This is a genomic window from Paraburkholderia mimosarum LMG 23256 = NBRC 106338 (assembly GCF_000739815.1).
In the GTDB taxonomy this organism is placed as follows: domain Bacteria; phylum Pseudomonadota; class Gammaproteobacteria; order Burkholderiales; family Burkholderiaceae; genus Paraburkholderia; species Paraburkholderia mimosarum.
This window is the reverse complement of sequence record NZ_BBJJ01000001.1, coordinates 234972-258036: the sequence shown is the minus strand read 5'-3', so window position 1 is coordinate 258036 and position 23065 is coordinate 234972. Positions and strand designations below refer to the sequence as shown.

General features: G+C 61.9%; 17 protein-coding genes, 1 tRNA gene and 1 pseudogene. 6 read left to right on the top strand and 13 right to left on the bottom strand.

The features are described from left to right. Nucleotides 1-16 precede the first annotated feature (16 nt). From BMI01S_RS01090 to BMI01S_RS01080, 3 genes and pseudogenes are all read left to right on the top strand, one after another. Nucleotides 17-574 (top strand): annotated as a pseudogene (locus BMI01S_RS01090) (zinc-binding alcohol dehydrogenase family protein); the annotation flags it as partial. A gap of 359 nt (nt 575-933) precedes the next feature. Continuing rightward, complete coding sequence (locus BMI01S_RS01085; RefSeq protein ID WP_028229831.1) at nt 934-1236, top strand: putative quinol monooxygenase; 303 nt, start codon at nt 934-936, stop codon at nt 1234-1236. Nucleotides 1237-1266: 30 nt separating this feature from the next. After that, nucleotides 1267-3918: an ATP-binding cassette domain-containing protein gene (locus BMI01S_RS01080; RefSeq protein WP_028229830.1), complete on the top strand. Its 2652-nt coding sequence runs from the start codon at nt 1267-1269 to the stop codon at nt 3916-3918. Between the two features lie 167 nt (nt 3919-4085). Here BMI01S_RS01080 and BMI01S_RS01075 read toward each other — a convergent pair whose 3' ends face one another. The 6 genes from BMI01S_RS01075 to BMI01S_RS01050 form a co-directional block, all read right to left on the bottom strand. After that, on the bottom strand, nt 4086-5018 hold the full coding sequence (locus tag BMI01S_RS01075; RefSeq protein WP_028229829.1) for an HpcH/HpaI aldolase/citrate lyase family protein: 933 nt from the start codon (nt 5016-5018) through the stop codon (nt 4086-4088). Nucleotides 5019-5051: 33 nt separating this feature from the next. Beyond that, entirely contained in the window at nt 5052-6215 is a 1164-nt protein-coding gene (locus BMI01S_RS01070) for a CaiB/BaiF CoA transferase family protein (protein WP_028229828.1), read from the bottom strand. Between the two features lie 182 nt (nt 6216-6397). Next, the gene (locus BMI01S_RS01065; protein WP_028211019.1) at nt 6398-7345 is read right to left on the bottom strand and encodes a D-2-hydroxyacid dehydrogenase; all 948 of its coding nucleotides are present in this window, start codon (nt 7343-7345) and stop codon (nt 6398-6400) included. Between the two features lie 25 nt (nt 7346-7370). Continuing rightward, on the bottom strand, nt 7371-8285 hold the full coding sequence (locus BMI01S_RS01060; protein WP_042287969.1) for a LysR family transcriptional regulator: 915 nt from the start codon (nt 8283-8285) through the stop codon (nt 7371-7373). A gap of 78 nt (nt 8286-8363) precedes the next feature. Continuing rightward, complete coding sequence (locus BMI01S_RS01055) at nt 8364-9803, bottom strand: aldehyde dehydrogenase family protein (protein WP_036044064.1); 1440 nt, start codon at nt 9801-9803, stop codon at nt 8364-8366. 1 nt (nt 9804) lies between these two features. Then, nucleotides 9805-10650 carry a phytanoyl-CoA dioxygenase family protein gene (locus BMI01S_RS01050; RefSeq protein ID WP_042287966.1) on the bottom strand — a complete coding sequence of 282 codons (846 nt, stop codon included), beginning with the start codon at nt 10648-10650 and terminating at the stop codon, nt 9805-9807. A gap of 232 nt (nt 10651-10882) precedes the next feature. Between BMI01S_RS01050 and BMI01S_RS01045 the strand changes: the two genes are divergently transcribed. Next, nucleotides 10883-12193 carry an MFS transporter gene (locus BMI01S_RS01045; RefSeq protein ID WP_042287963.1) on the top strand — a complete coding sequence of 437 codons (1311 nt, stop codon included), beginning with the start codon at nt 10883-10885 and terminating at the stop codon, nt 12191-12193. Between the two features lie 296 nt (nt 12194-12489). Here BMI01S_RS01045 and BMI01S_RS01040 read toward each other — a convergent pair whose 3' ends face one another. Both BMI01S_RS01040 and BMI01S_RS01035 read right to left on the bottom strand, forming a co-directional pair. After that, nucleotides 12490-13875, bottom strand: a complete 1386-nt coding sequence (locus BMI01S_RS01040) for an MFS transporter (protein WP_028229825.1) — start codon at nt 13873-13875, stop codon at nt 12490-12492. 89 nt (nt 13876-13964) lie between these two features. Beyond that, on the bottom strand, nt 13965-15131 hold the full coding sequence (locus BMI01S_RS01035; RefSeq protein WP_028229824.1) for a M24 family metallopeptidase: 1167 nt from the start codon (nt 15129-15131) through the stop codon (nt 13965-13967). 184 nt (nt 15132-15315) lie between these two features. Here BMI01S_RS01035 and BMI01S_RS01030 point away from each other — a divergent pair, with 184 nt between their 5' ends. After that, nucleotides 15316-16311: a LysR substrate-binding domain-containing protein gene (locus BMI01S_RS01030; protein ID WP_028229823.1), complete on the top strand. Its 996-nt coding sequence runs from the start codon at nt 15316-15318 to the stop codon at nt 16309-16311. Nucleotides 16312-16327: 16 nt separating this feature from the next. Here BMI01S_RS01030 and iolB read toward each other — a convergent pair whose 3' ends face one another. The 5 genes from iolB to rpoD form a co-directional block, all read right to left on the bottom strand. Further along, on the bottom strand, nt 16328-17158 hold the full coding sequence (gene iolB, locus BMI01S_RS01025; protein WP_028229822.1) for a 5-deoxy-glucuronate isomerase: 831 nt from the start codon (nt 17156-17158) through the stop codon (nt 16328-16330). Nucleotides 17159-17170: 12 nt separating this feature from the next. Further along, complete coding sequence (locus tag BMI01S_RS01020) at nt 17171-18706, bottom strand: mannitol dehydrogenase family protein (RefSeq protein ID WP_036044062.1); 1536 nt, start codon at nt 18704-18706, stop codon at nt 17171-17173. Next, entirely contained in the window at nt 18693-19745 is a 1053-nt protein-coding gene (gene uxuA / locus BMI01S_RS01015; protein WP_028211027.1) for a mannonate dehydratase, read from the bottom strand. The genes BMI01S_RS01020 and uxuA overlap by 14 nt, the downstream gene beginning before the upstream one ends. A 583-nt stretch (nt 19746-20328) precedes the next feature. After that, nucleotides 20329-20416 (bottom strand) — tRNA-Ile (locus tag BMI01S_RS01010). 171 nt (nt 20417-20587) lie between these two features. Further along, nucleotides 20588-22843 (bottom strand): RNA polymerase sigma factor RpoD, encoded by a 2256-nt coding sequence (gene rpoD, locus BMI01S_RS01005; RefSeq protein WP_238327712.1) that lies wholly within the window; start codon nt 22841-22843, stop codon nt 20588-20590. On the opposite strand from rpoD, the gene BMI01S_RS42835 reads away from it, so the two are divergent. Next, nucleotides 22791-23021 (top strand): hypothetical protein, encoded by a 231-nt coding sequence (locus BMI01S_RS42835; protein ID WP_028211029.1) that lies wholly within the window; start codon nt 22791-22793, stop codon nt 23019-23021. The genes rpoD and BMI01S_RS42835 overlap by 53 nt on opposite strands. The last annotated feature ends 44 nt before the right edge of the window (nt 23022-23065 follow it).

Below are 23065 nucleotides of genomic sequence, written 5' to 3'. Positions count from 1 at the left end.
GTGCCTCATCCGGATGCTGCTGGTCATTGGGGGCGCCGGCGGCGTCGGCTCGATACTGATCCAGCTGGCGCGCCAGCTGACCGGCCTGACCGTGGTCGCCACCGCATCGCGGCCGGAAACACGGGAGTGGGTGCGCGAGCTTGGTGCGCACCATGTGATCGACCACACGAAGCCGATGCCGGAGCAGTTGCGCGGCCTTGGCATCGACGAGGTCGATTACGTGGCGAGCCTGACCCACACTGACAAGCACCTGGTCGAAATTGCCGAGATGCTGGCGCCGCAGGGCAAGCTGGGGCTGATCGATGACCCCGTGTCGCTCGACGCGCCGATCCCCAAGCCCAAGAGCATCTCGCTGCACTGGGAATTGATGTACACCCGCTCGATGTACCAGACCCCGGACATGATCGAGCAGCACAATATTTTGGTCCGGGTCGCCGAGCTGGTCGACGCCGGCGTGCTGCGCACGACGCTGGCGGACCATTTCGGCACCATCAACGCGGCCAATCTGCGCCGCGCCCATGCCTTGCTCGAGAGCGGCAAGGCGCGCGGCAAGATCGTGCTGTCCGGCTTTTGAGATTTTGAGAAACGCGCCATGAAAACCAAAGCTGCCATCGCATGAATTACACAATGAAAACTCTGCTTCTTCAACAGGCGAGAGCGGACTACACACTGGTGCCCGCAAATGTTCTCATCCCCACGCCCGGCTCGGGCGAAGTCCGCCTGCGAGTGACGGCACCTCGAGCATCAACCCGGTGGACTACAAGTTTGCGCGCAATGGCGCCGGCCTGGCCATGCCCCACATCCTGGGCATCGAATCGGGCTGCCGATCAGAGTGTCCTCGCTTTCTTAACCATGCGTCACTATGATCAATACACCTGGTGCGGAGCACGTATCTTTGTCCGTCACCTCGGTGCGTGCAACAGGAGCGATGTCATGGTCAAGACCGCGTTGTTCGTCCGGCTGGAAGCGAAGCCGGGCAGGGAGCAGGAAGTAGAAGCCTTTCTGATGGGCGGATTGCCGCTCGTCGAAGCGGAGCCCGCAACGATCGCGTGGTTCGGCCTGCGCCTCGGGCCGTCCACGTTCGGCATCTTCGATACTTTTCCCGACGAAGCCGGTCGCCAGGCGCATCTCGCGGGCAAGGTCGCCGAGGCGCTGATGGCGAAAGCCGCAGACCATCTTGCCAGGCCGCCCGAAATCGCGCACGTCGACGTGCTCGCGGCGAAGCTGCCCGGCTAGCTGGCCTGCGGATTGCCGCTTCCGCAGCGGATGAACTCCCGTCCGAAACCCTCCCCCGAAACCGCGCGCGATGGCTTCGTGCGCGTTCGCGGCGCGCGCGAACACAACCTGAAGAATATCGACGTCGACATTCCGCGCGATGCGCTCGTTGTATTCACAGGCGTGTCCGGCTCCGGCAAGTCGTCACTTGCGTTCGGCACGCTCTACGCCGAGGCGCAGCGGCGCTACTTCGAGTCGGTCGCGCCTTACGCGCGCCGGCTGATCGAACAGGTCGGCGTGCCCGAATTCGATTCGATCGAAGGACTGCCGCCCGCCGTCGCGCTTCAGCAGCAGCGCGGCACGCCGAGCGCGCGCTCGTCGGTGGGAAGCGTCACGACGCTTTCCAGCCTCGTGCGCATGCTGTACTCGCGCACCGGCAGCTATCCGCCGAAGCAGCCGATGCTCTACGCCGAGGACTTCTCGCCGAACACGGTCCAAGGCGCCTGCCCGACGTGCCACGGGCTCGGACGTGTGTACGAAGTCACCGAAAAGTCGATGGTCCCCGACGACACGCTCACGGTCCGCGAGCGCGCGATCGCTGCGTGGCCGCCCGCTTGGCACGGGCAGAATCTGCGGGACATCCTCGTTACGCTCGGCTACGACGTAGATATTCCGTGGCGAGAGCTGCCGAAGAAGGACCGCGATTGGATCCTTTTCACCGACGATTCGCCCACGGTGCCCGTCTACGCCGGCTTAACGCCCGAGGAAACGCGGCTTGCGCTCAAGCGCAAGATGGAGCCGAGCTATCAGGGCACGTTCACCGGCGCGCGCCGCTATGTGCTGCACACGTTCGCGAATACGCAAAGCGCGCTGATGAAGAAACGCGTATCGCGCTACATGATCGGCCGGGAGTGCCCGGCATGTCACGGCAAGCGATTGAAGCGCGAGGCGTTGTCCGTGACGTTCGCCGGACTCGACATCGCCGCGTTCTCGCAGATGCCGCTCGCGCGCCTCGCCGACCTGCTCGCCCCGATCGCGCGCGGCGAACTGCCCGCGCACACCCACGGCATCGACGGCGACAGCGCTATCCTTGGCAAGCAGGCGATGCGCGAAGCGACCGAGAAACGCGTCGCAGCGGGCGGCTCCGCGCACAAGGCGGCGCCGAACGTGCGGCGTACGCCCAACATGTCGGACGAGAAGCGCGTCGCAGCGCAGCGCATCGCGGAGGAATTGCTCGAGCGCCTCACGACGCTGATCGACCTCGGGCTCGGCTACCTCGCGCTCGATCGCTCGACGCCTACGCTTTCATCGGGCGAATTGCAGCGCTTGCGGCTCGCGACGCAGCTTGCCTCGCAACTATTCGGCGTCGTGTACGTGCTAGACGAGCCGTCGGCAGGATTGCATCCTGCCGACGGCGAAGCGCTTTTCACGGCGCTCAAGCGGCTGAAGGCGGCGGGCAATTCGCTTTTCGTCGTCGAGCACGATCTGAACATGATGCGACGTGCGGACTGGCTCGTCGATGTAGGCCCGGCCGCGGGCGAAGCAGGCGGTCACGTGGTGTACAGCGGGCCGCCGGCGGGGCTCGCGAAGGTCGAAGCGTCGCAGACGCGCAAGCATCTCTTCGGCATGCACAAGCGTGCCGCGCACGCTCCGCGCACGCCTTCGGGCTGGTTGCGGCTCGCGAAAATCACGCGCAACAATCTGCACGGACTCGACGCGGCGTTTCCGCTCGGCTGCTTCACGACCGTGACCGGCGTATCGGGCTCGGGCAAATCGAGCCTCGTCAGTCAGGCGCTGCCGGAGCTCGTCGCGGGTCGCCTCGGCCGCACGATCACACCGGACGCCGACGAAGAACTCGACCCGCTCCTCGCCGCCTATACACAGCCCACGGGCGGCGACATCGTCGAAGGAATGGAGGCGGTCCGGCGGCTCGTGCGCGTTGACCAGAAGCCGATCGGCCGCACGCCGCGCTCGAATCTCGCGACCTACACCGGCCTCTTCGATCAGGTGCGCAGGCTCTTCGCCGAGACGCCGGCCGCCCGCAAGCGCCGCTACGACGCGGGCCGCTTCTCGTTCAACGTCGCGAAAGGCCGCTGCCCGACGTGCGAAGGCGAAGGGTTCGTCAGCGTCGAACTGCTGTTCCTGCCGAGCGTGTACGCGCCCTGCTCCACCTGCCACGGTACGCGCTACAACGCGCCGACGCTCGAAATCGAATGGCGTGGCAAGAACATCGCGCAGGTGCTCGGGTTGACGGTCGATGCCGCCTGCGACTTCTTCGCCGACGAAGCGCAAGTCATGCGCGCGCTGCAAGTGCTGCAGGACATCGGCCTCGGTTATTTACGGCTCGGACAGCCCGCGACGGAGTTATCGGGCGGCGAAGCGCAGCGCATCAAGCTCGCGACCGAACTGCAGCGCGCGCAGCGCGGTGACTCGCTCTACATCCTTGACGAGCCGACGACAGGCCTCCACCCCGCCGACGTCGACCGTCTGATGACGCAGTTGCAGGGACTCGTCGACGCAGGCAACACGGTGATCGTCGTCGAGCATGACATGCGTGTTGCGGCGCACAGCGACTGGCTGATTGACATCGGACCTGGCGCGGGCGACGACGGCGGAAGGACGGTTGCGTGCGGCCCGCCTCGTGAAGTTGCGAAAGTGGCAGAAAGCCGCACGGCCGCCTATCTGCGCGATCGTTTGCCGTAAACATGAAAACAGCGGTCGAGCAGCAGCCCATGCAACTTGTTCCAGACGCCTGCCTTCTGCCACGCGTTTAGCCGACGCCAGCACGCTTTCGGGAAAAGGCATTCGATCGCGTGAAGGCCTGCTCGGTTTTCGAAATGGGGGATCCGAGTTCAACAGCGTCGAATCCGTTACAAGTCTACGTTTGCCGCCATCGCAATTACACGTCTCGCCATCCGGATGTTCGCATAGTCGACCAGTTTGCCATCGATCTGAACGGCGCCACGTCCGTCGCGCTCCGCTTCAATGAGCGCCGCTACGACACGCTGAGCCTGGCATAGCTCGTCGTCGCCCGGAACAAACGCCTGGCGCGTCGCATCGATCTGGCAAGGATGAATGACCTGCTTTCCATCGAACCCCATTGTTGCAGCCTTGATAGCCAGTGACGACGTCAAATCGCGATCATGAAACGCTCCGCAGGGCCCATCGATTGCTCTCAGGCCGTGAGCGCGCGCCGCGACCAGGATACGCATCATCGGATAAGCCCACATATCGAGCGCCGTGCTTGAGTAATCACCTTGCGCAGAGCGCGCGGTCAGACGATATCCGGGATGTGAAAGCCCGATATCGACACCTTTTGCCCCAATCGATGCCGAAAAGTCGCCTACGCCAAAATGCAGTGACTCGATCAATTCCGAATGTCCCGCGATCTGCTCGCAGTTCGTAAGCCCGAGAGCCGTCTCGATCATCACTTCCAGACCGAGTGGCGCCCTCCCACGCCTGCTGCGCAGGTTGATCAGTCTGACAACGCTGTCCACGTCGGCAGTACACTCAACCTTTGGAACGAGGAGCGTGTCCAGCCGCGGCGCGAACATCGACAACTGCGCCACCTCCCTTTCGATGGTCGCGCTCGCCGCCATATTGATGCGCACGCTTACAGTTTTTTTTCCCCAGTCCAGCTCGTTGATCGCCGCGATAGCGCCGAGGAGCGCGGTCTCCTTTTGAGCTTGCGGCACGGCATCCTCCAGGTCGAGAAAGACTGCGTCCGCCGAACTGCGGGCCGCCGATTCGACCATCCGACGCTGATGGGCCGGTACCGCAAGAAACGTTCTTGTAACACGCATGGAACTATGATCCTCGTACGGTTCAGGGGTCGGTCAGGCGATGCGCAGGCGGGACGGATGCAGTCCCAGCTCCCCAAGGATGTCGTCCGTATGCTCGCCTACATCGGGCACGCTTTTCATCGCTGGCGACAGTCCGTCAATAATGACCGGCGGCAAAAACACCTCAAGTGGGCCCTCCGGACTCCCGATGGACGCCACTCGCCCGCGTTCGTGCAACTGCGGGTGCGCGAGGAAATCTTCGACTGTGTTCATGCAGCCATTGGCGATGGCCGCCCGTTCGAGAAGATCCCCCAGCTCTGCGCTCGTCCATTTGGCGAAGTACTCGTTGATCAATGCTTCAAGGGCATCGCGATTGCGCACGCGATCCGGGTTCGACGCGAAGCGCGGATCGGTGCGAATATTCGCATCACCCAGCACTTTTTCGCAAAAATTCCGCCACTCCCGCTCGTTCTGGATTCCGAAGAAAACCGTTTTGCCGTCGCCCGCGATAAATGGCCCATATGGCGCGATAGTTGCGTGACGAGCGCCGGAGCGCTCGACGGGCTTGCCACTGTCGCGTGTGTAGTACGCAGGGTAACTCATCCACTCGGCCATAGCATCGAACAGCGAGACTTCCAATGCGGTGCCCCTGCCTGTCCGCTCGCGCCGATAGAGCGCAAGCAAAATGCCATTCAGCGCATACATGCCGGTTGCGATATCGACGATAGACAAACCGCACTTTACCTGTTCATCGGGTGTTCCATTGATCGACAGGAAGCCGGTTTCGCATTGAACCAGCAAGTCATAGGCCTTCTTCTTTGCATACGGCCCCGTCGAACCATAGCCCGAGATGTCGCAAGCTATGATGCGCGGATAGCGCTCAATGAGTGACCTGGCGTCGAGCCCGAGTCGCTTCGCAGCGCCAGGCGCGAGATTCTGAATGAACACGTCCGCGCGTGGCAACAATTCTTCCAGTACCTCCTGCCCGAACTCTGACTTCACGTCTAATGCCAAGCTTTCTTTTGAGCGATTTGCCCAAACAAACTGACTCGACATGCCGTGCATCGCCTTGTCATATCCGCGGGCAAAATCGCCGCTGCCCGGTCGTTCAATCTTGATGACACGCGCCCCCCAATCGGCAAGATGCCGACTGGCGAGCGGAGCAGCGATTGCCTGTTCGAGCGAAACCACCGTGATGTTATCCAGGGGAAGGTTCATATCCGACGCTTTCTCAGTTGGTTGACGACTGTCTAATGGGCTGCCTGATTGATTGCACCCAACTCACCGAGAAAGTTTCTCGCAGGCGATGCGGCCTGTGAATCATCGATTTCCGAATGCCGCGTTCGCGATTGAAGACTTGCACCGATGATCGAACGAACGGCCGAATGTAGTACATCGTTTCAGGCAACCCGATTCAGGGTGCGTTGCTCCAGAAAGCTCTCCACGTTGGCGCAAACCGCACGCGCAAGCGTCTCGACAGCGGATGAGCTTGCCCATGCCACGTGCGGCGTCAGCAACAGATTGTCCGGCTGACCGGTGACGAAGCGATGCTGCTCGTGCGGTGGTTCAACCTGCAACACGTCAAGCGCCGCACCGGCGATGGTTTGCCTGAAAAGCGCGGCCTCAAGCGCGCGCTCGTCGATGAGCGCGCCGCGCGCCGTATTGATCAGCACTGCAGTGGGACGCATCATCGAGAACTCGCGCTCTCCGATCAGACCTTCCGTGTCAACTGATAGAGGGCAATGCAATGAGATCACGTCGCTGGCGGAAATCACCGTGTCAAACAAGGTATAGCCTGGCCGCGCTTCAGACCTGCCCTTGCGCTCGCTTGCCAGCACCCGCATTCCCAGTGCTGTCGCTATCCTCATAACCTCCTTGCCGATCGCGCCCAAGCCGATCAGACCGAGCGTTGCACCGCGTATGTCGCTAATGGGCGCGCCGTGAACACAAAATACCGGCGACGCGGTCCACGCAGACGAAGCGGCCAACTGACTGTAGGAAAGCATTTTCCGCCGCAACATGAAAATGCAGGCGATTACATGCTCGGCGACGCTCAATGCAGCATACGCAGGCACATTGGACACCTGAATACCGTGTTCACGACACCAGGCTAGATCTACGCTGTCACTACCGCTGGCCGCAATGCAGATGTACCGGAGCCGCGGAAGTTGCCGCAGCGTGTCAGACCGAAGCGGAACCTTGTTGGTGATGGCAATGTCGGCGTCTGCCAGCGCATCGACAAGCTCATGCTCGCGGGTACTGGGGCGCTCTGTCCAGCGGTCGGATGACCGGGGACGAGGTACTGGTACAGGCAACGTTGCACTGTCCAGAAAAACAATATGGCTCATGTGAGTAGGTATCCCCAACGTTCGGTTAGGTCTCCCGTCCCTGAATCAGACCGGGGTGTGGAGATTGCAGATGGCGAACGAAATTTTGCGCACAACGCGGCAATGCATCGAAGTCACGGTAGCCGATCAGGCTCTCAAGCTTCGTCCACTCATCGCTAAAGGGGACGATCTTGTAGCCATAGCTTTCATCCGGCGTTTTCACAGTGACGTCAGACATGACTGCCAGGCCAATTCCGGCGCGCACCATGGTGCGCATGGCATCGAAGCTCGTTACCTGCAGGCGGACACGCAACTTGCGCTGCAAGTCCGCGGCACACGACTGCATCATCCGGAAAATCAGGCTGCCTTCGTGGAAGGCAATCACATCGTAATCGAGCGTCTCGGCGAAGGAGACTTCACTTCGGTCCGCCAGCGGATGCTGCAAGGGAACCACGACGACGAGGTTCGAACGTCTGAACGGATGCACTGTCAGTCCAGCCGTCGAGACACCAGACCAGAACACGCCCAGATCCGCGAGACCGTCGCGCAACGCACGAACGATGAACGGGCTGCTCCATTCTTCGAGATGAACGTCGATCTGCGGATAGGCTTCCAGGAAGGTGCGAATGGTCGGGCCAAGAAAACCGACAATCGCGGTGCTGTTTGCGAACACACGGACTTCGCCCTTGGAGCCGTCGCCGAATTCGCTCATCTGCGCGCGCATGCGCGCCATCACCAGCATCATGTCCTTCGCGTGCGTCACGAGTTCCAGTCCGGCAGGCGTCGGCCGAACCCCCACGTTGCGGCGCTCGAGCAATTGCACCCCGAGCGCGTCTTCGAGATCGCTGATCCGCTTACTGACGGCGGAAGTCGCAATGAAGTGACGCTCGGCGGCCCGCGCGAAATTGCGTTCTTCAATAACAGTCAGGAATATATTTAACGTTACAAGATCAATTCGCATGCAGATTGCTCCGGCAACGCGAGTTGGGTGCGCAAGGCACGGTCCCGGTATTCAGGCCTGCGCACCTGACGTGTGCCCTCAGCCGTGATTAAGAGTGATCGTCTTCAGCGTCGTAAAGCTCAACAGGCCCTCCATCCCCTTCTCGCGACCATAGCCGCTTTGCTTTACACCGCCGAACGGCAACTCTATGCCTCCGCCTGCGCCGTAGCAATTGACGAACACCTGACCTCCATGAAACGCGTGAGCCAGACGCATCTGGCGGGCGCCGTCGCGCGTCCAGATACCCGCAACCAGACCGAATGCCGTGTCGTTCGCGAGACGAACGGCCTCCGCTTCATCCGAAAATGGCATTGCAACCAACACCGGACCGAAGACTTCGTCCTGGGCAAGCGTGTGCATGTGGGGTACGTCGCGCAAAAGCACAGGCGGCTGAAAGTACCCTCCCTGCGCCGCATCCGGCGCAAGCTTCGCAGTCGCGGCAACGCGGATCTTGTCAGCATCGGCCTTGGCAAGGAAGGTTTTTACCCGATCGAGCTGGGTTGCGTTGATCAACGGCCCGCAATCGTAGTTTCCTTCCGCGGGGCCGGCCGTAACCGCTTCAAAGCTGCGCGCCAATCGTTCGACGACTTCCTCATAACGCGAAGCCTGCACCAGCAAGCGGCTACCGGCGGAACACGTCTGCCCGCTATTCTGCACAATGGCATTGCGAATGACCGGCAACGCGGCATCCAGATCGGCGTCGTCGAAGACGATTTGCGGAGACTTCCCGCCGAGTTCGAGCGTCACGGGGCAATGGTGCCTGGCTGCCGCCTGTGCGACGGCGGTGCCCGTTGCGGGAGAGCCCGTAAACGAGATATGTGCGATGCCGGGATGTTCGCTGAGCGCGACGCCAGCTTCACGGCCGTAGCCCGTTACGATGTTCAGCACACCTGCGGGTAGCCCCGCCTCGGCCGCAAGCTCGGCCAGTTTGAGATACGAGAGACAGGCGTCTTCGGCCGGCTTCACCACGCTTGTGTTGCCGGCCGCAAGCGAAGCCGCGACGCTGCGTCCGAACATCGCGGCGGGATAATTCCATGGAATGATATGCCCGGTCACGCCATGCGGCTCGCGAACGGCAAGCACCGTATGTCCAGGCAGAAAAGGAATGGTCTCTCCATGCAGCTTGTCACAGGCACCCGCATAGAATTCCAGGTAGCGGGCGCATACGGTGATATCGGCCGCGGCTTGCTTTAGCGGCTTGCCCGTGTCCTCCGATTCGATGCGCGCCAGCGTCTCGTGATTGTCGAGCACTAGCTGGCCCAGGCGCGCGAGAATGCGGCCGCGCTCGACTGGACCGACACGCCGCCAGGTGGTGTCGAAGGCTTTGCGCGCTGCCTTGACGGCGGCGTCGATGTCGGCCGCATTGCCACGAGCGATGCGCGCTAACTCCAGACCTGTGGACGGGTTGATCACGGCAATCGTGCCGCCGCTCGAGGGAGCCACCCATTGATTACCAATGAAATGATGGGCTGTCGTCACGTTATTTCCCCTGTACCGAGATTTCTCGTTCCATCCCGCGTGGTTCGGCGGTGAGAATGCCATCGTCGCTTTCGATCTGGAGCGGCACCCAGTTGGTCGAACGCACGAAGTCGCCACGCGGCTTTTCCACGGCACGTGGACGATTCGCAACGCGGTTATAGGTGATGTATGCCTGCCAGCGGTTCTCCGCCGACATGTTCACACCGGAGCCGTGGATGGTGAGGCAGTGGAACAGCACCAGCGTGCCCGCCTTGCCGACGATCGGCACCGGCGCGCCCGACGTCTCAAGGATCTTCTTGATCTGATCACGCTGTACTGTGCGTTGCGGCAACTGGTAAGCGGCCTGGCTATCGTCGTAGTAATGGTCCACGAGACCTAATTTATGGCTGCCTGGAATCATATACAGCGCGCCATGGATTTCCTGTGTGTCGCTGAGCATGACCATCGCCGTCAGCATGTCATGCTCGGGATATCCATCATGCACCCAATAACCAAAGTCCTGATGCCAAAGCCAGCCTGTGCCCTCGAGCGCAGACTTGGTATTTACCTTGGTATGGGCGATATACACCTCGTCGCTGCCGAGCGTTTGCATCACCGGACGCAGCAGGCGCGGTGTGCGCGACAGCGCCCGATACTGCGGCGAGGCAACGGGGCCGTCGTTTTCGTGGACCCGAAAGATTGAGCGTACCGCACCCGAGCGTTCGCGGAAGACGGAATCCGCCTCGATCGCGCACAAACGCTCGGTATCCTTCCTGAGGGCGCGCACTTCCTCACTGCTGTAGCAGTTGGGAATAACGATGAATCCGTCACGGTGGTAATCCACAATCTGTTGCCTGGTCAATTCCATCTCGTCTCCTTGTTTAGTCAATCCAGCCTACGAAGCAAGTCTAAAACAGCAGGTATCTCCTTTCGTTGTTCAATCGCGATGTCGGCGTTGCCAGGTTGAGAATGACCCCGCCCCTCTGTTCTTGCATACTTGGCTTGTCCATCGGGCCGAGATCGATCAGGCCCGGCTGGAGCAGACAAAAGCGCAGTGAGAAATCTGCCAACTCATTTGCCAGTTCATCATGGAGCGAGACATGTCAATCAACACGCCGGCCGCCATTGCATATGTGGAGGCCCCCCCGGACGAGCGCAGTGTCTATTCGAAGGTGTCGTGGCGACTTATCCCCTTTCTGCTCATGTGCTACACAGCTGGCTATCTCGACCGCGTGAACGTCGGTTTCGCCAAGCTCCAGATGCTCGATCAGCTGAAGTTCAGTGAAACGGTCTATGGTCTCGGCGCCGGTATCTTCTTTGTCGGCTATGTGATATTCGAAGTGCCTAGCAACATCGTCATGCACAAGGTCGGCGCGAGGATCTGGATCGCCCGGATCATGATTACGTGGGGCCTTATTTCGGCGGCGATGGTTTTCGTCAAGACGCCGACCACCTTCTACGTGATGCGTTTCTTTCTCGGCGTAGCCGAAGCCGGCTTTCTCCCTGGCATCCTGCTATACCTGACGTACTGGTATCCGTCGTCGCGCCGTGGACGCATCACTGCGCTATTCCTCGCTGGCATTCCTCTCGCCGGCATGCTCGGCGGCCCGCTTTCCGGTTGGATCATGCATTCATCAGGCAATATCAGCGCGTGGTCCGGATGGCAGATGATGTTCCTCCTCGAGGCAATGCCGTCGGTACTGCTCGGCATCGCTGTGTTTTTTGTACTAGGCAACGACGTCCGCTCCGCCAAATGGCTCACAGAAGCGGAGAAGCAATTGCTCGCGGCGAATCTGGAACGCGAGATTCCCGAGGCGCAGGTGCATTCGCTGCGGGGCGCTTTCACCGACATCCGCACGTGGATCCTGTGCGTTATGTACGCTTTTATCCTGATGGGCGAATACGGCGTTCTGTTCTGGATGCCCACTATCATCAAGGACACCGGCGTCACGGATCCGTTACAGGTCGGCTTGCTGACCGCGATTCCATACACCGCGACTGTCATTGCAATGTTCCTTGTTGGGCGGCATTCGGATCAGACACGTGAGCGCCGTTGGCATCTCGCGCTGCCTGGTGTCGTCGCGGCAATCGGCCTCGGGCTCGCCGCGAAGTATCCTCATAGCACCGTGTTGGCCGTGTGCGGACTGACGATCGGCACTATGGGTGTCCTGTCCGTCGTTTCGCAGTTCTGGAATCTGCCGCCTGCGTTGCTTGGCGGTGTGGCGGCCGCTGCGGGAATTGCGCTCGTCAACTCGGTCGGCAACCTGGCAGGCTTCGTCAGCCCGTACATGCTCGGGTGGATCAAGCAAAACACGGGCACTACGAGCATCGGGCTGTATGTCCTTGCCGCGAGCATGATCGTTGGCAGCCTGATCGTGTTCTGTTTCCCGTCGCGATTGATTGATCGTTGAGAGCAGCCGCGACGCCGCCTTCGCGAAAGAACAGGCATCGCGCTACTTCGCTCGCCACGCCATCCTGTTGGACCAGTCACGGGGCAAGGCAGAGAGCATGGGTGAATTTTACCCGGCCGTATGTGGTCAGCCGGGTCCAGAGCGTCTCGATCAGTTCCTTGATCTCCTTGGCCGCCGCGGGCCGACGAGGCTCCCATTCGACCCGCGTTGGCGACTCGACGGTCCCTCGCCTGCTTCCGCTCCAGCGCCGAAAATGACCAGGTCATAGACGGCATAGCAGCAGGATCGATTTGCGCTCAGCGTGACAGGGGATGCGGCGAGTGCGCGGACGCACGCGCGCCTGGCGCTGCGGCCGCCTCGTCTTCCGGCTCTGCGGACAGATCCCGCTTGAAAGTCTCAGCGAGGAAAAACGCGCACACGAGGCTCAGCAACCCTGTCGCCGCGATATAGATCGAAATGGGCAGCGTCTGGCCATACGTCGCGAACAGATAGGTGGCGATCAATGGCGTCGGTCCTGATGTGATGATGCCGGCGATCTGATACGGCAGAGAAGCACCCGTATAGCGCACCCGCGTACCGAACAGTTCCGCAAACCACGTCGATTGCACGCCGTACACCGACGCCTGGCTCAACGCGATACCGCAGACGTACGCCACGAAAATCATGGTCGTATTGCGTGTCTCAAGCAACGGAAAGAACGCGAATCCATAGATCGCCACGAACACCGCGCCGAGCATGAAGACGGTCCGGCGTCCAATCAGATCCGACAGTTTGCCGAACAATGGCAGCGTGATCAGCGCGAAGGCGCAGCCGAGAATGATGGCGTTCAGCAGCATGCCCTTTGGCAGGCCGAGCCGCGTCGTGCCATAGACCAGCACGAACACGTTGATCACGTTGAAGGTAATGTCGACCGCGAAGCGCGTGCCGATCGTCAGCACGAGGTCTTTCGGATGCCGGCGCAGCAATTCGACCAGCGGCGCCTTCACGACCTGCTTGCTCGCCTTGATCTGTTCGAATACCGGCGACTCCATGACGCGCAGGCGGATGAACAAGCCAATCGCGATCAACGCGACGCTCAGCAGGAACGGCAGGCGCCATCCCCACGAATAGAACGCGTCTGACGGCATACTCGACACGGCTTTGAACACCGCCGTCGAGAGCATCAGCCCGAGCGGCACGCCCAATTGCGGGAACGCGCCGAAGAAGCCACGTTTTCTGGCCGGCGCCGTTTCGACCACCATCAGCACCGCGCCGCCCCATTCGCCGCCGACGCCGAGCCCTTGCAGGAAGCGCATCGCGACCAGCAGGATCGGCGCCCAGACGCCGATCGAGGCGTAAGTCGGCAGCAGGCCGATCACGAAGGTGCCGACGCCCATGATCGTCAGCGTCGCGACGAGCGTCGCCTTACGTCCGATGCGATCGCCAAAGTGTCCGAAAAACACGGCGCCGAAGGGCCGTGCGAGATAGCCGACCGCAAAACTGCCGAACGCCGCGATGGTGCCGACCATCGGATCGAAAGAGGGGAAAAACAGCTTGGCGAAGACCAGCGCCGAAGCGGTGGCATAGAGAAAAAAGTCGTACCACTCGATGGCGGTCCCGACCACCGAAGCGACCAGCACACGGTTGACGGCCGAGCGGCTGATGACCGGCGCGTTGCCGGATGAAATGGGCGATGTATTCATGTCTCCTCCCTTCTCTGGGAATCTATGTTTTGAACTGCTGCGTGTCGGCGGCGCGGGTTCGCCCGCACGTTACGATCAGTTCACTGGGCTCACCAGTGCAGTTCCATCGGAAACTGGTCGAGGGTTTCGACGCCGCCCGAGGTCAAGCGCACGATTCGTTCCGTGCGCAAACCGCCGACGTTCGGCACCGTGATCGTCGCCTTCAGGGTAAAGACCATGTTTTCCTGCAGCACGGTCTTGTTGCCCGGCCCGATCCACGGCGCTTCTTCTTCCGGGTCCATGCCGGTGCCGTGACCGGTGCCGTGGCCGCGCGCTTCGCTCGAGTATTGCTCGTAGTTCGATTTCACCAGCGCCTGCTGGATCACCGCGTTCAGTTCGAGGGCCGCCATGCCGGGACGCGCGGCGGCCAGCCCCGCTTCGACCGCGCGGGCCGCTGCCGCGACGATCGCCATCTTCTCGGGATTCGCCGGACCGTAGGTGAAACCGCGTCCGCCATCGGCCACGTAGCCACGATAACGGGCACCGATGTCAGTCATGATGAGGTCGCCCGGTTGCAGGATGCGGTCGGTGGGGCGCGCCAGGTTATAGGCCGAGCGCGGTCCGGATTGCACCATCGAATCGAACGCGGTCCGGTCCGCTCCTCCCGCGAGCATCGCGCGGTCAGCGATCAAAGCGAGTTCACGCTCGGTGTAGGGACGGCCGTCGGCGAGCGCGTCGCGAATCGCGGCCATCGCCGAATCGGTCAAGGCGGCGGCTTTGCGCATCAGCGCGACCTCGGCCTCGCTCTTGATCGCCTTGATTTCGGCCAGCACCATCGTCGGTTCGAACTTCAGTTCGCCGAGACCGGCGTTCAGGCGCTGCAACAGGTCCGCGGGGATATAGGCGGCGCCGGCGAGGCCGACCGTGCCGCTGCGGTACCGTGCCGAAAATGCCTGCACCTGTTGCGTGACTTCACGCAGGCTGCGCACCTCGAAGGCGGTCACGCTCGTCGCGTAATCAAAGCATTGATCCGACACGAACAGCACGGGGTCGCCGTCCACCGGCAGCAGCAGGATCGCGTTGGCGATGTCCGATACGCCGTCGAGCGGGCGGAATTCGGTAAAGTAGCCGATGTTCGCGCCACGCCAGCAATCGCCGAAGGCGAGCAGGCCGACCAGGCCCGCCTCGTCGAGTGCGCTGCGGACCCTGGCGACGCGGCCGAGGAACTCGTCGGTTGTGATGCCTTCCGGCGGAATGTCTGCGGTACGGATGTTCATTGCGTCTTCGTCTCCTGTACGGCTGCATGCGCGGATGCTGGATGCAGCCGGTCTCAATGCCCATGATGGGAATTCGCCCGCCTTGGAATGCCGGGCGTCTACTGCATCGTAGAATCGATCGATATGCTTTTATAATGAAAAATAACGCGAAACCTATATCGATACGGAATACATGGAGGCGACCGTGACCTCGACAATTCATCCGGACAACGGCGCCGGGGCCATCGCGACGGGCCGCTTCGACCCCACGCGTCTAAAGACGCGCCAATTGGCCCTGATCGTTCAGCTCGACACTCATCGCTCGGTGTTGCGCGCGGCGGACGCCGCGCACATGACCCAACCCGGGGCGACCAAGTTGCTGCGGGAACTGGAAGAGACGATGGGTGTGCCATTGTTCGAACGGCATCCGCGCGGGGTCGAGCCCACCTGGTACGGCGAGGTGCTGATCCGCCATGCACGCAGCGTGCTGGCCGAGCTGCGGCACGCGTACGACGAAGTGTCCGCGCTCAAAGCGGGCCTGACCGGGCAGGCGATGATCGGCACCGAGATCACGGCGGCCACCAACCTCGTCCCGAAGGCCGTGGCGCTACTCAAGAAGCGCTTTCCGCAGATTCGCATCAACATCGAGATGGAGTTCAGTGAGGTGCTGGTGCAGCGTCTGCAGGAAGGCAAGCTGGATATGATCGTCGCGCGAATTCGCAATCCGGACGATCTGGCGGAACTGCACTACGCCCCGCTCGCGGAAGCACAGCACGCGCTGTTCGCACGCGTTGGCCATCCGCTCGTCAAGCGCAAGACGCTCAGCTGGAACGAACTGGCGCCGCAAACGTGGATCCTGCCGCCGAAAGGCAACGTGATGCGCAATCAGTTCACGCAACTTTTTCTCGAACGGAAGCTCACGTTGCCCACGGATGTGGTCGAGAGCTCGTCGCTGCCTGTCATCACGAGTCTGCTGCAAATGAGCGATATGATCGCGCCGCTTGCGCGCGACCCGGTGCAGCCATATTGCATTGCCGGCGCGCTCGAACCGCTGCCGTTCGAACTCGATCTGAAGCTCGGACCGGCCGGCATCGTCACACGGCGCGGCGACAGGCTCTCACCGGGTGCACGGGCGATGTTGCAAGCGCTGCGCGAGGCCGCCGGATTCGATACCCAAGGCCCCGACGCCGACAGCGACTGACTTACCGCGACGGGACTCAGCGCGGGCCGTCCACCGCGACGCTTGCGCCGGGCTGTAGTAACCATTCATGCGCCGGTTCGTTGTGTACGTGCCAGGTGCGACGCGGACCGGCCATCACATTCAGGTAGTAGAGGTCGTAGCCGTGCGCGGCGGCAACCGGGTGATAGCCGCGCGGCACCAGCACGACATGCTTGTCGTACGCCGCGAGCGTTTCGTCGAGACTGCGGTCGTCGGTATAGACGCGCTGAATCGCGAAGCCCTGCGGCGGCGACACGCGGTGGTAATAGGTTTCCTCGAGATAGGTCTGCTGCTCGCCATCGTCGGTATCGTGCCGATGCGGCGGGTAGCTGGACCAGTTGCCCGCTGGCGTCACCGATTCCACCACCAGCAAGCTCTCCGCCGGCTCGGTTTCCGGCAGGATGTGGCGCACGTGACGCAGGTTGGTGCCAGCGCCGCGGGTTTCCTGCTTTACCTCGTCAGGTGCAATGAAGCGCGGCGGCAGACCGCCCTTAGCGGGCGCGGAGCAGATGCCGAGTTCGACGTCGTCCGCGGCCTCGATCGTGTAGCGCGTATGGGGTGGCACATACATGGACCACGGCGCGCCTTCGAACGGCGACATCCGGGCGCCGATCGCGCGGCTCGCCAGCCCTTCACAACCGACCATCGCGTGACCCTTGACGACTACGATCACGACTTCGCGATGGCCTGTATCCTGCGTGACCGTGGCGCCGACCTTCAGGTCGAAAACATCGAAGCCGACGTATTTCCAGCCGGCGCTCGCCGGCGTGACATGGATGATATGGCCATCTTCGCCATGTTTTGACGGTTTGACGAGCAGTTCGCTCATGTCTTCCTCCAGTTATTTAGTACCACTACCCGCCGGAATGCGGCGTTCGCGGCGGCTACGTGCATGGCCTGAGGCGGTACAAGCGTCCATGGCTTTGACGGCGCCTTGTGCGCGAATCGCCGCCAGATGGCGTGCGACTTGCGCGACGAAGTGCGGTTGTGCACGCAGATCGCATCCAAAAATCGACTCGATTTCGAACAGTGTTCGTACCGCATCAATGGCATCTGCGTACAAGGTCGCCCGGACCGCTTCGGTCAGTCTGTCGGCGAGAGGATCCGCGATCGCGTAGGTGCGCCCTGTCTCGTCCTGACCGCTGAGGTACGCGATCCAGCCGGCCAGCGCAAAGGCAAGACATTCGGTCGGCGCGCCGCTTTTCAAGTTGGCGCGCACGCTTTCCAGCCAGCGTTGTGGCAGTTTCTGCGAGCCGTCAGTCGCGATTTGTTGCAAGCGGTGATCTAACGCGGCGTTGCGAAAACGCGTGAACAGTTCAGCGCGATAGCTGGCCAAAGCGGGGCGCGACAGCGTCGGCTCCACCTCGTCGCGCAACATGCTTTCGACAAAGTTCAGCACGGCCGGCACACCGATCGCCTGATCGACGGTGTCATAGCCGATCAGCGACCCGAGGTACGCGAGCGCCGAATGCGTGCCGTTCAACATCCGCAATTTGGCCTGCTCATAGGGACGCGCGTCAAGGACGAGCGTCGCGCCTGCGCGCTCCCACGCCGGCCGCGGTCCCGCGAAGCGGTCCTCGATCACCCATTGCGAAAACGGCTCGGTCATTACCGGCCACGCATCGTCGGCGCCGAGTTGCTTCGCTACGCGCGCGCGATCGGCCTCGGTGGTAAGCGGCACGATTCGATCCACCATGGTATTGGGAAATGCGCCCTCCCGCTCGATCCAGTCGGCCAGCACAGGATCCGATTGGCGCGCGAACGCCAGCGTCAATGCGCGCATCGTATCGCCGTTGGACGGCAGGTTGTCGCACGACAGCACGGTAAACGGGCCCTGACCGGCCGCGCGGCGCAGCGCCATCGCACGCACGACGAAGCCGATCGCGCTACGCGGCGCGGCGGCCTCGCGCAGATCATGGGCGATGTCGGGATGATCGAATTGCAACGCGCCGCTGGCCGGACTGCGGCAATATCCTTTCTCTGTGATCGTCAGGCTGACGATATGGCAGCGCGGATCGGTCATCGCATCGAGCACGGCGGCGGGCGACTGTGGCGCGACCAGCGAGGCGATCAGCGCACCGACTACCTGGAACGACTCCGCGGTGCCGTCGCGCACATCTACGGCATACAAATGATCCTGCGGAGTGAGCGCCTCCGACGTGTCCGCATGTCGCAACGACACGCCGACGATGCCCCAGCGGTGATCGCCAGCGCGTAACGTGTGCTCCGTGTACACGGCTTGGTGCGCGCGATGAAACGCCCCGAGGCCCAGATGGACAATGCCCGGTGCGAGGCTCGCGCGATCGTAGCCGGGAACGACGACTTCGCCAGCAGCGCTCGCCACCAGTGAAGGCAAGGCGGCGTTACTCAGCCGCATGATCGGCCGGATGTTTGGCGAGGCCTTCCCAGATGCCGTTCAGGTAGACCGCACCCAGCGCGCGGTCGAACAGCCCATAGCCGGCGCGGCCCGTTTCGCCCCAGATCATTCGCCCATGGTCCGGCCTTGCATAGCCTTCAAAGCCGGTTTCGAAATAGGCCTTGACGATATCCGCCATGTCGAGCGAGCCGTCGGCCGAGCGATGCGAGGTCTCATGAAAATCGCCCGCCGCATTGGTTTGCACGTTACGCAGGTGTGCAAAATGAATCCGGCCACGCGCGCCAAACTCGCGCACCAGAGCCGGAATATCGTTCTGCAGGTCCGCGCCCAGCGACCCCGAACACAGCGTCAGGCCGTTGGCCGGATCGTCGACGATAGCCAGCACGCGCTGCAGGTCCGCACGATTCTTCACGATGCGCGGCAGCCCGAAAATCGGCCGCGGCGGATCGTCGGGGTGGATCGCCATCTTGATCCCGGCTTCTTTGGCCACCGGAATCGTCGCGCGCAGGAAGTAGTCGAGATTGGCCCAGAGACCGGCTTCGTCAAGCGCTTCGTAGTCGCGCAACAGGGCTTTCAATTGCTCGGGCCGATAGCTCGCGTCCCAGCCGGGCAGCTGGATACCATGGCTGACGTCGAGTTCGCGGATCGCTTGCGTGTCGAACGCGAGCGTCGTCGATCCATCAGGCAGGGGCATTTCCAGCGAGGTGCGGGTCCAGTCGAAAACCGGCATGAAGTTGTAGCAGACCACCTTCACACCGCAGGCGCCGAGGTTAAGCAGCGTCTGGCCGTAGTTGGAGATGAGCGTGTCGCGCGTCGGTTTGCCGAGCTTGATGTCCTCGTGCACCGGCACGCTTTCGATCACTTCCAGCGTCAGGCCGTGAGCCTCTATCTTCTCCTTCAGCGACAGGATCCTGTCGATCGGCCACACCTCGCCCACAGGCACGTCATAGATCGCCGAGACGACCCCGACCATGCCAGGGATCTGACGGATGTAAGCGAGCGGCACGGGGTCGGTGTCGCCATACCAGCGAAAGGTCATTTTCACGTTCGAGTCTCCTCCTCACAGGCTCGCTGCGCCTTCAACGACGCTGCGTATCAGTGAACGGTTGGTTCGGCCTTTCCGCGTTGGCCCCTGCGCAGCGACGCGGCGTATGGACGCCGAGCGCCTGTCGGGGTCCATGCGGGGGCACAGCCAGGTCTCTGCATACTAACGACGATTGCCATGCCTTTATAATGAAGAATAAGGCTGTATCTATATGATTATGGAATACCTCAAATTGCGGCGTCCTCAAGGCAGTTGTCGAAGTTCCCGGAGGTCGCGCCCACGCGTTAGTCGGCCCATTCAGCCTTGCGGAGTTCGCCGGGGCGAACAAATGTAAGGATTCCTAAGCGAGCTACGAGATGGTGCTGCGGGATGCGCATCTCGCGCCTGACCATCTGAAACCGCACGCTGACGCAGTGCTGATGGGCAGTGAAGAAAGCGGGCCACGGCTCGCTGTGGTGAAGTGAAGAGCCCAGAGTGAGGCACACTCTGGGCACAGTGCCCGGCGGATTCTTTGGGCGCAGTAGCGTTAAAGGCAGTTGGCGCTGAGCCTAAACGCTTGAAGCAAAAAGCTTTATTCTGGTGGGCCGGGTGGGATTCGAACCCACGATGTCCTTTCGGAGGCGGATTATGAGTCCGCTGCCTGCAACCAACACGGCGTCCGGCCCACGAAGCTACGAAGCGTAGCGAGAACAAAAGACCTGCAACAACACAGCATCAACAAAAAAGCCCGGTCTACCCAAAGGCCGGGCTTTTCGATGACAGGCCGACATACTACACGAAACCGGGCCAGCCTGGCCATCGTGCACGCGACTTCCGTGCATTAAAACTAACCAACCTCAATTCCCTTCGAGGAACGACTTGAGCTTGTCCGAGCGGCTCGGGTGGCGCAGCTTGCGCAGCGCCTTCGCTTCGATCTGGCGAATCCGCTCACGCGTGACGTCGAACTGCTTGCCCACTTCTTCGAGCGTGTGATCGGTGCTCATCTCGATGCCGAAGCGCATGCGCAACACTTTCGCCTCGCGCGGCGTGAGCGAATCGAGCACGTCTTTCACGACATCGCGCATCGAGGCATGCAGCGCGGCATCGGCCGGCGCCACCGTGTTGTTGTCCTCGATGAAGTCGCCCAGATGCGAATCGTCGTCGTCGCCGATCGGCGTTTCCATCGAGATCGGTTCCTTCGCGATCTTCATGATCTTGCGGATCTTGTCCTCCGGCATCTCCATCTTCTCGGCGAGCGTTGCCGGATCCGGCTCGAGACCGGTTTCCTGCAGGATCTGCCGCGAGATGCGGTTCATCTTGTTGATCGTCTCGATCATGTGAACCGGAATGCGGATCGTGCGCGCCTGGTCCGCGATGGAGCGCGTGATGGCCTGGCGGATCCACCACGTCGCGTAGGTCGAGAACTTGTAGCCGCGGCGATATTCGAACTTGTCCACCGCCTTCATCAAACCGATGTTGCCTTCCTGGATCAGGTCGAGGAACTGCAAACCACGGTTCGTGTACTTCTTCGCGATCGAGATCACGAGACGCAGGTTCGCCTCGGTCATCTCGCGCTTCGCCTGGCGCGCCTTCAGTTCGCCGGCCGCCATCTGGCGGTTGGTTTCCTTCAGGTCCTTGAGCGGCAGCACCACGCGCGCCTGCAGGTCGAGCAGGCGCTGTTGCTGTTCGCGGATCGCAGGAATATTGCGCGAGAGGATGCCGCTGTAGGCATGGCTCTCGGCGACGATCTTCTCCGACCACTCGAGGTCGGTTTCATTGCCCGGGAAACGCGCGATGAACTCCGAGCGCGGCATGCCGCACTTGTCCACGACCGTGTGCAGGATCTGGCGTTCGACCTGGCGCACTTCGTCCACCTGGGCACGCAGCGTGTCGCACAGGCGCTCGACGGTACGCGCCGTGAAGCGGATCGACATCAGCTCGTTCTGGATGGTTTCCTGCGCCTTGAGGTAGGACTTCGACTTGTAGCCTTCCTTCTCGAACGCGCGGCGCATCTTGTCGAACCATTCGCTGATGAGCGCGAACTTGTCGAGCGACGCACGCTTGAGGGCTTCGAGCTGCGCCGCGTTGGCCGTCGCCTGCGCCGCGCCGTCGTCCTCTTCCTCCTCCTCTTCTTCTTCCTCTTCCTCTTCGTCCTCTTCGCTCTCGTTCTCGATCTCTTCGGCTTCCTTGGCATTGAAGCCGTCGGTGTCCTCGGCGTTCGGATCGATCAGGCCGTCCACGAGTTCGTCCACGCGAATCTCGTCGTTGGCCACGCGTTCGGCCATGGCGAGGATGTCGGCAATCGTGGTCGGGCAAGCGGAGATCGCCATGACCATGTGCTTGAGGCCGTCTTCGATGCGCTTGGCGATTTCGATTTCGCCTTCGCGCGTGAGCAGCTCGACCGTGCCCATTTCGCGCATGTACATGCGCACCGGGTCGGTCGTGCGGCCGAATTCGGAGTCGACGGTCGAGAGCGCGACTTCGGCTTCCTCTTCGACTTCGTCATCCGACGAAGCGTTGGGCGCGTTGTCGTTGAGCAGCAGCGTCTCGGCGTCGGGCGCCTGCTCGTAGACGGCCACGCCCATGTCGTTGAACGTGCTGATGATGCCTTCGATCGCCTCGGTTTCCGTAAAGTTGTCCGGGAGGTGATCGTTGATTTCCGCATACGTGAGGAAGCCGCGCTCCTTGCCGAGCTTGATGAGCGCGCGCAGTTTCGTGCGGCGCTCTTCGAGTTCCTCGGCGGTGCCGGGCTGCGACGACGCGAACGCGTCCTTCAGCAGCGCCTTTTCCTTCGCTCGCCGGTCACGCGCACGGGAGGTCTTCTCCCCCTTGCCCGCGGCGGGCGTGCTGTCTTCGCTCTGGTTTGCGTCGTCATCGACGGGTACTTCATTCAGCTTTTTCGTCATGGAGTTCGCCGTACCGGCTATAGTCTCGACTCGCGGCTGCTGGACAACAGCCTCTTGAACCGTGGATGCTTGAGCCTCGCGCGCTGCCGCATCGTCCGCGACGGCAGGCACTTCCCTTGCACTTCTCGACCCGGACCGCTTCGTTGCCGGCTGGGTGGCGGCTTTTGCCGCACGCGCCGGTGCTGCTCGCGCAGCCGAAGCAGCCATCGACCTCTTCCGGGTACCCGGCTCGGTTCGGCTGGTGGACTCCGTGCCCGACGAACGGGCGGAACTGGCAACTGTGGCCTTTGTGACCTTGCTGGTCGGCTCCGTCGAGCCCTTGCCTGTCGCCTTTTTTCCGCCTGTAGTCTTTGCCATTGCCATTCCGCCCTTGCTGGATAACTGAACAGTCGCGGGTTACCCCAACCCGTTATGTCCGCCCGGAAAAAA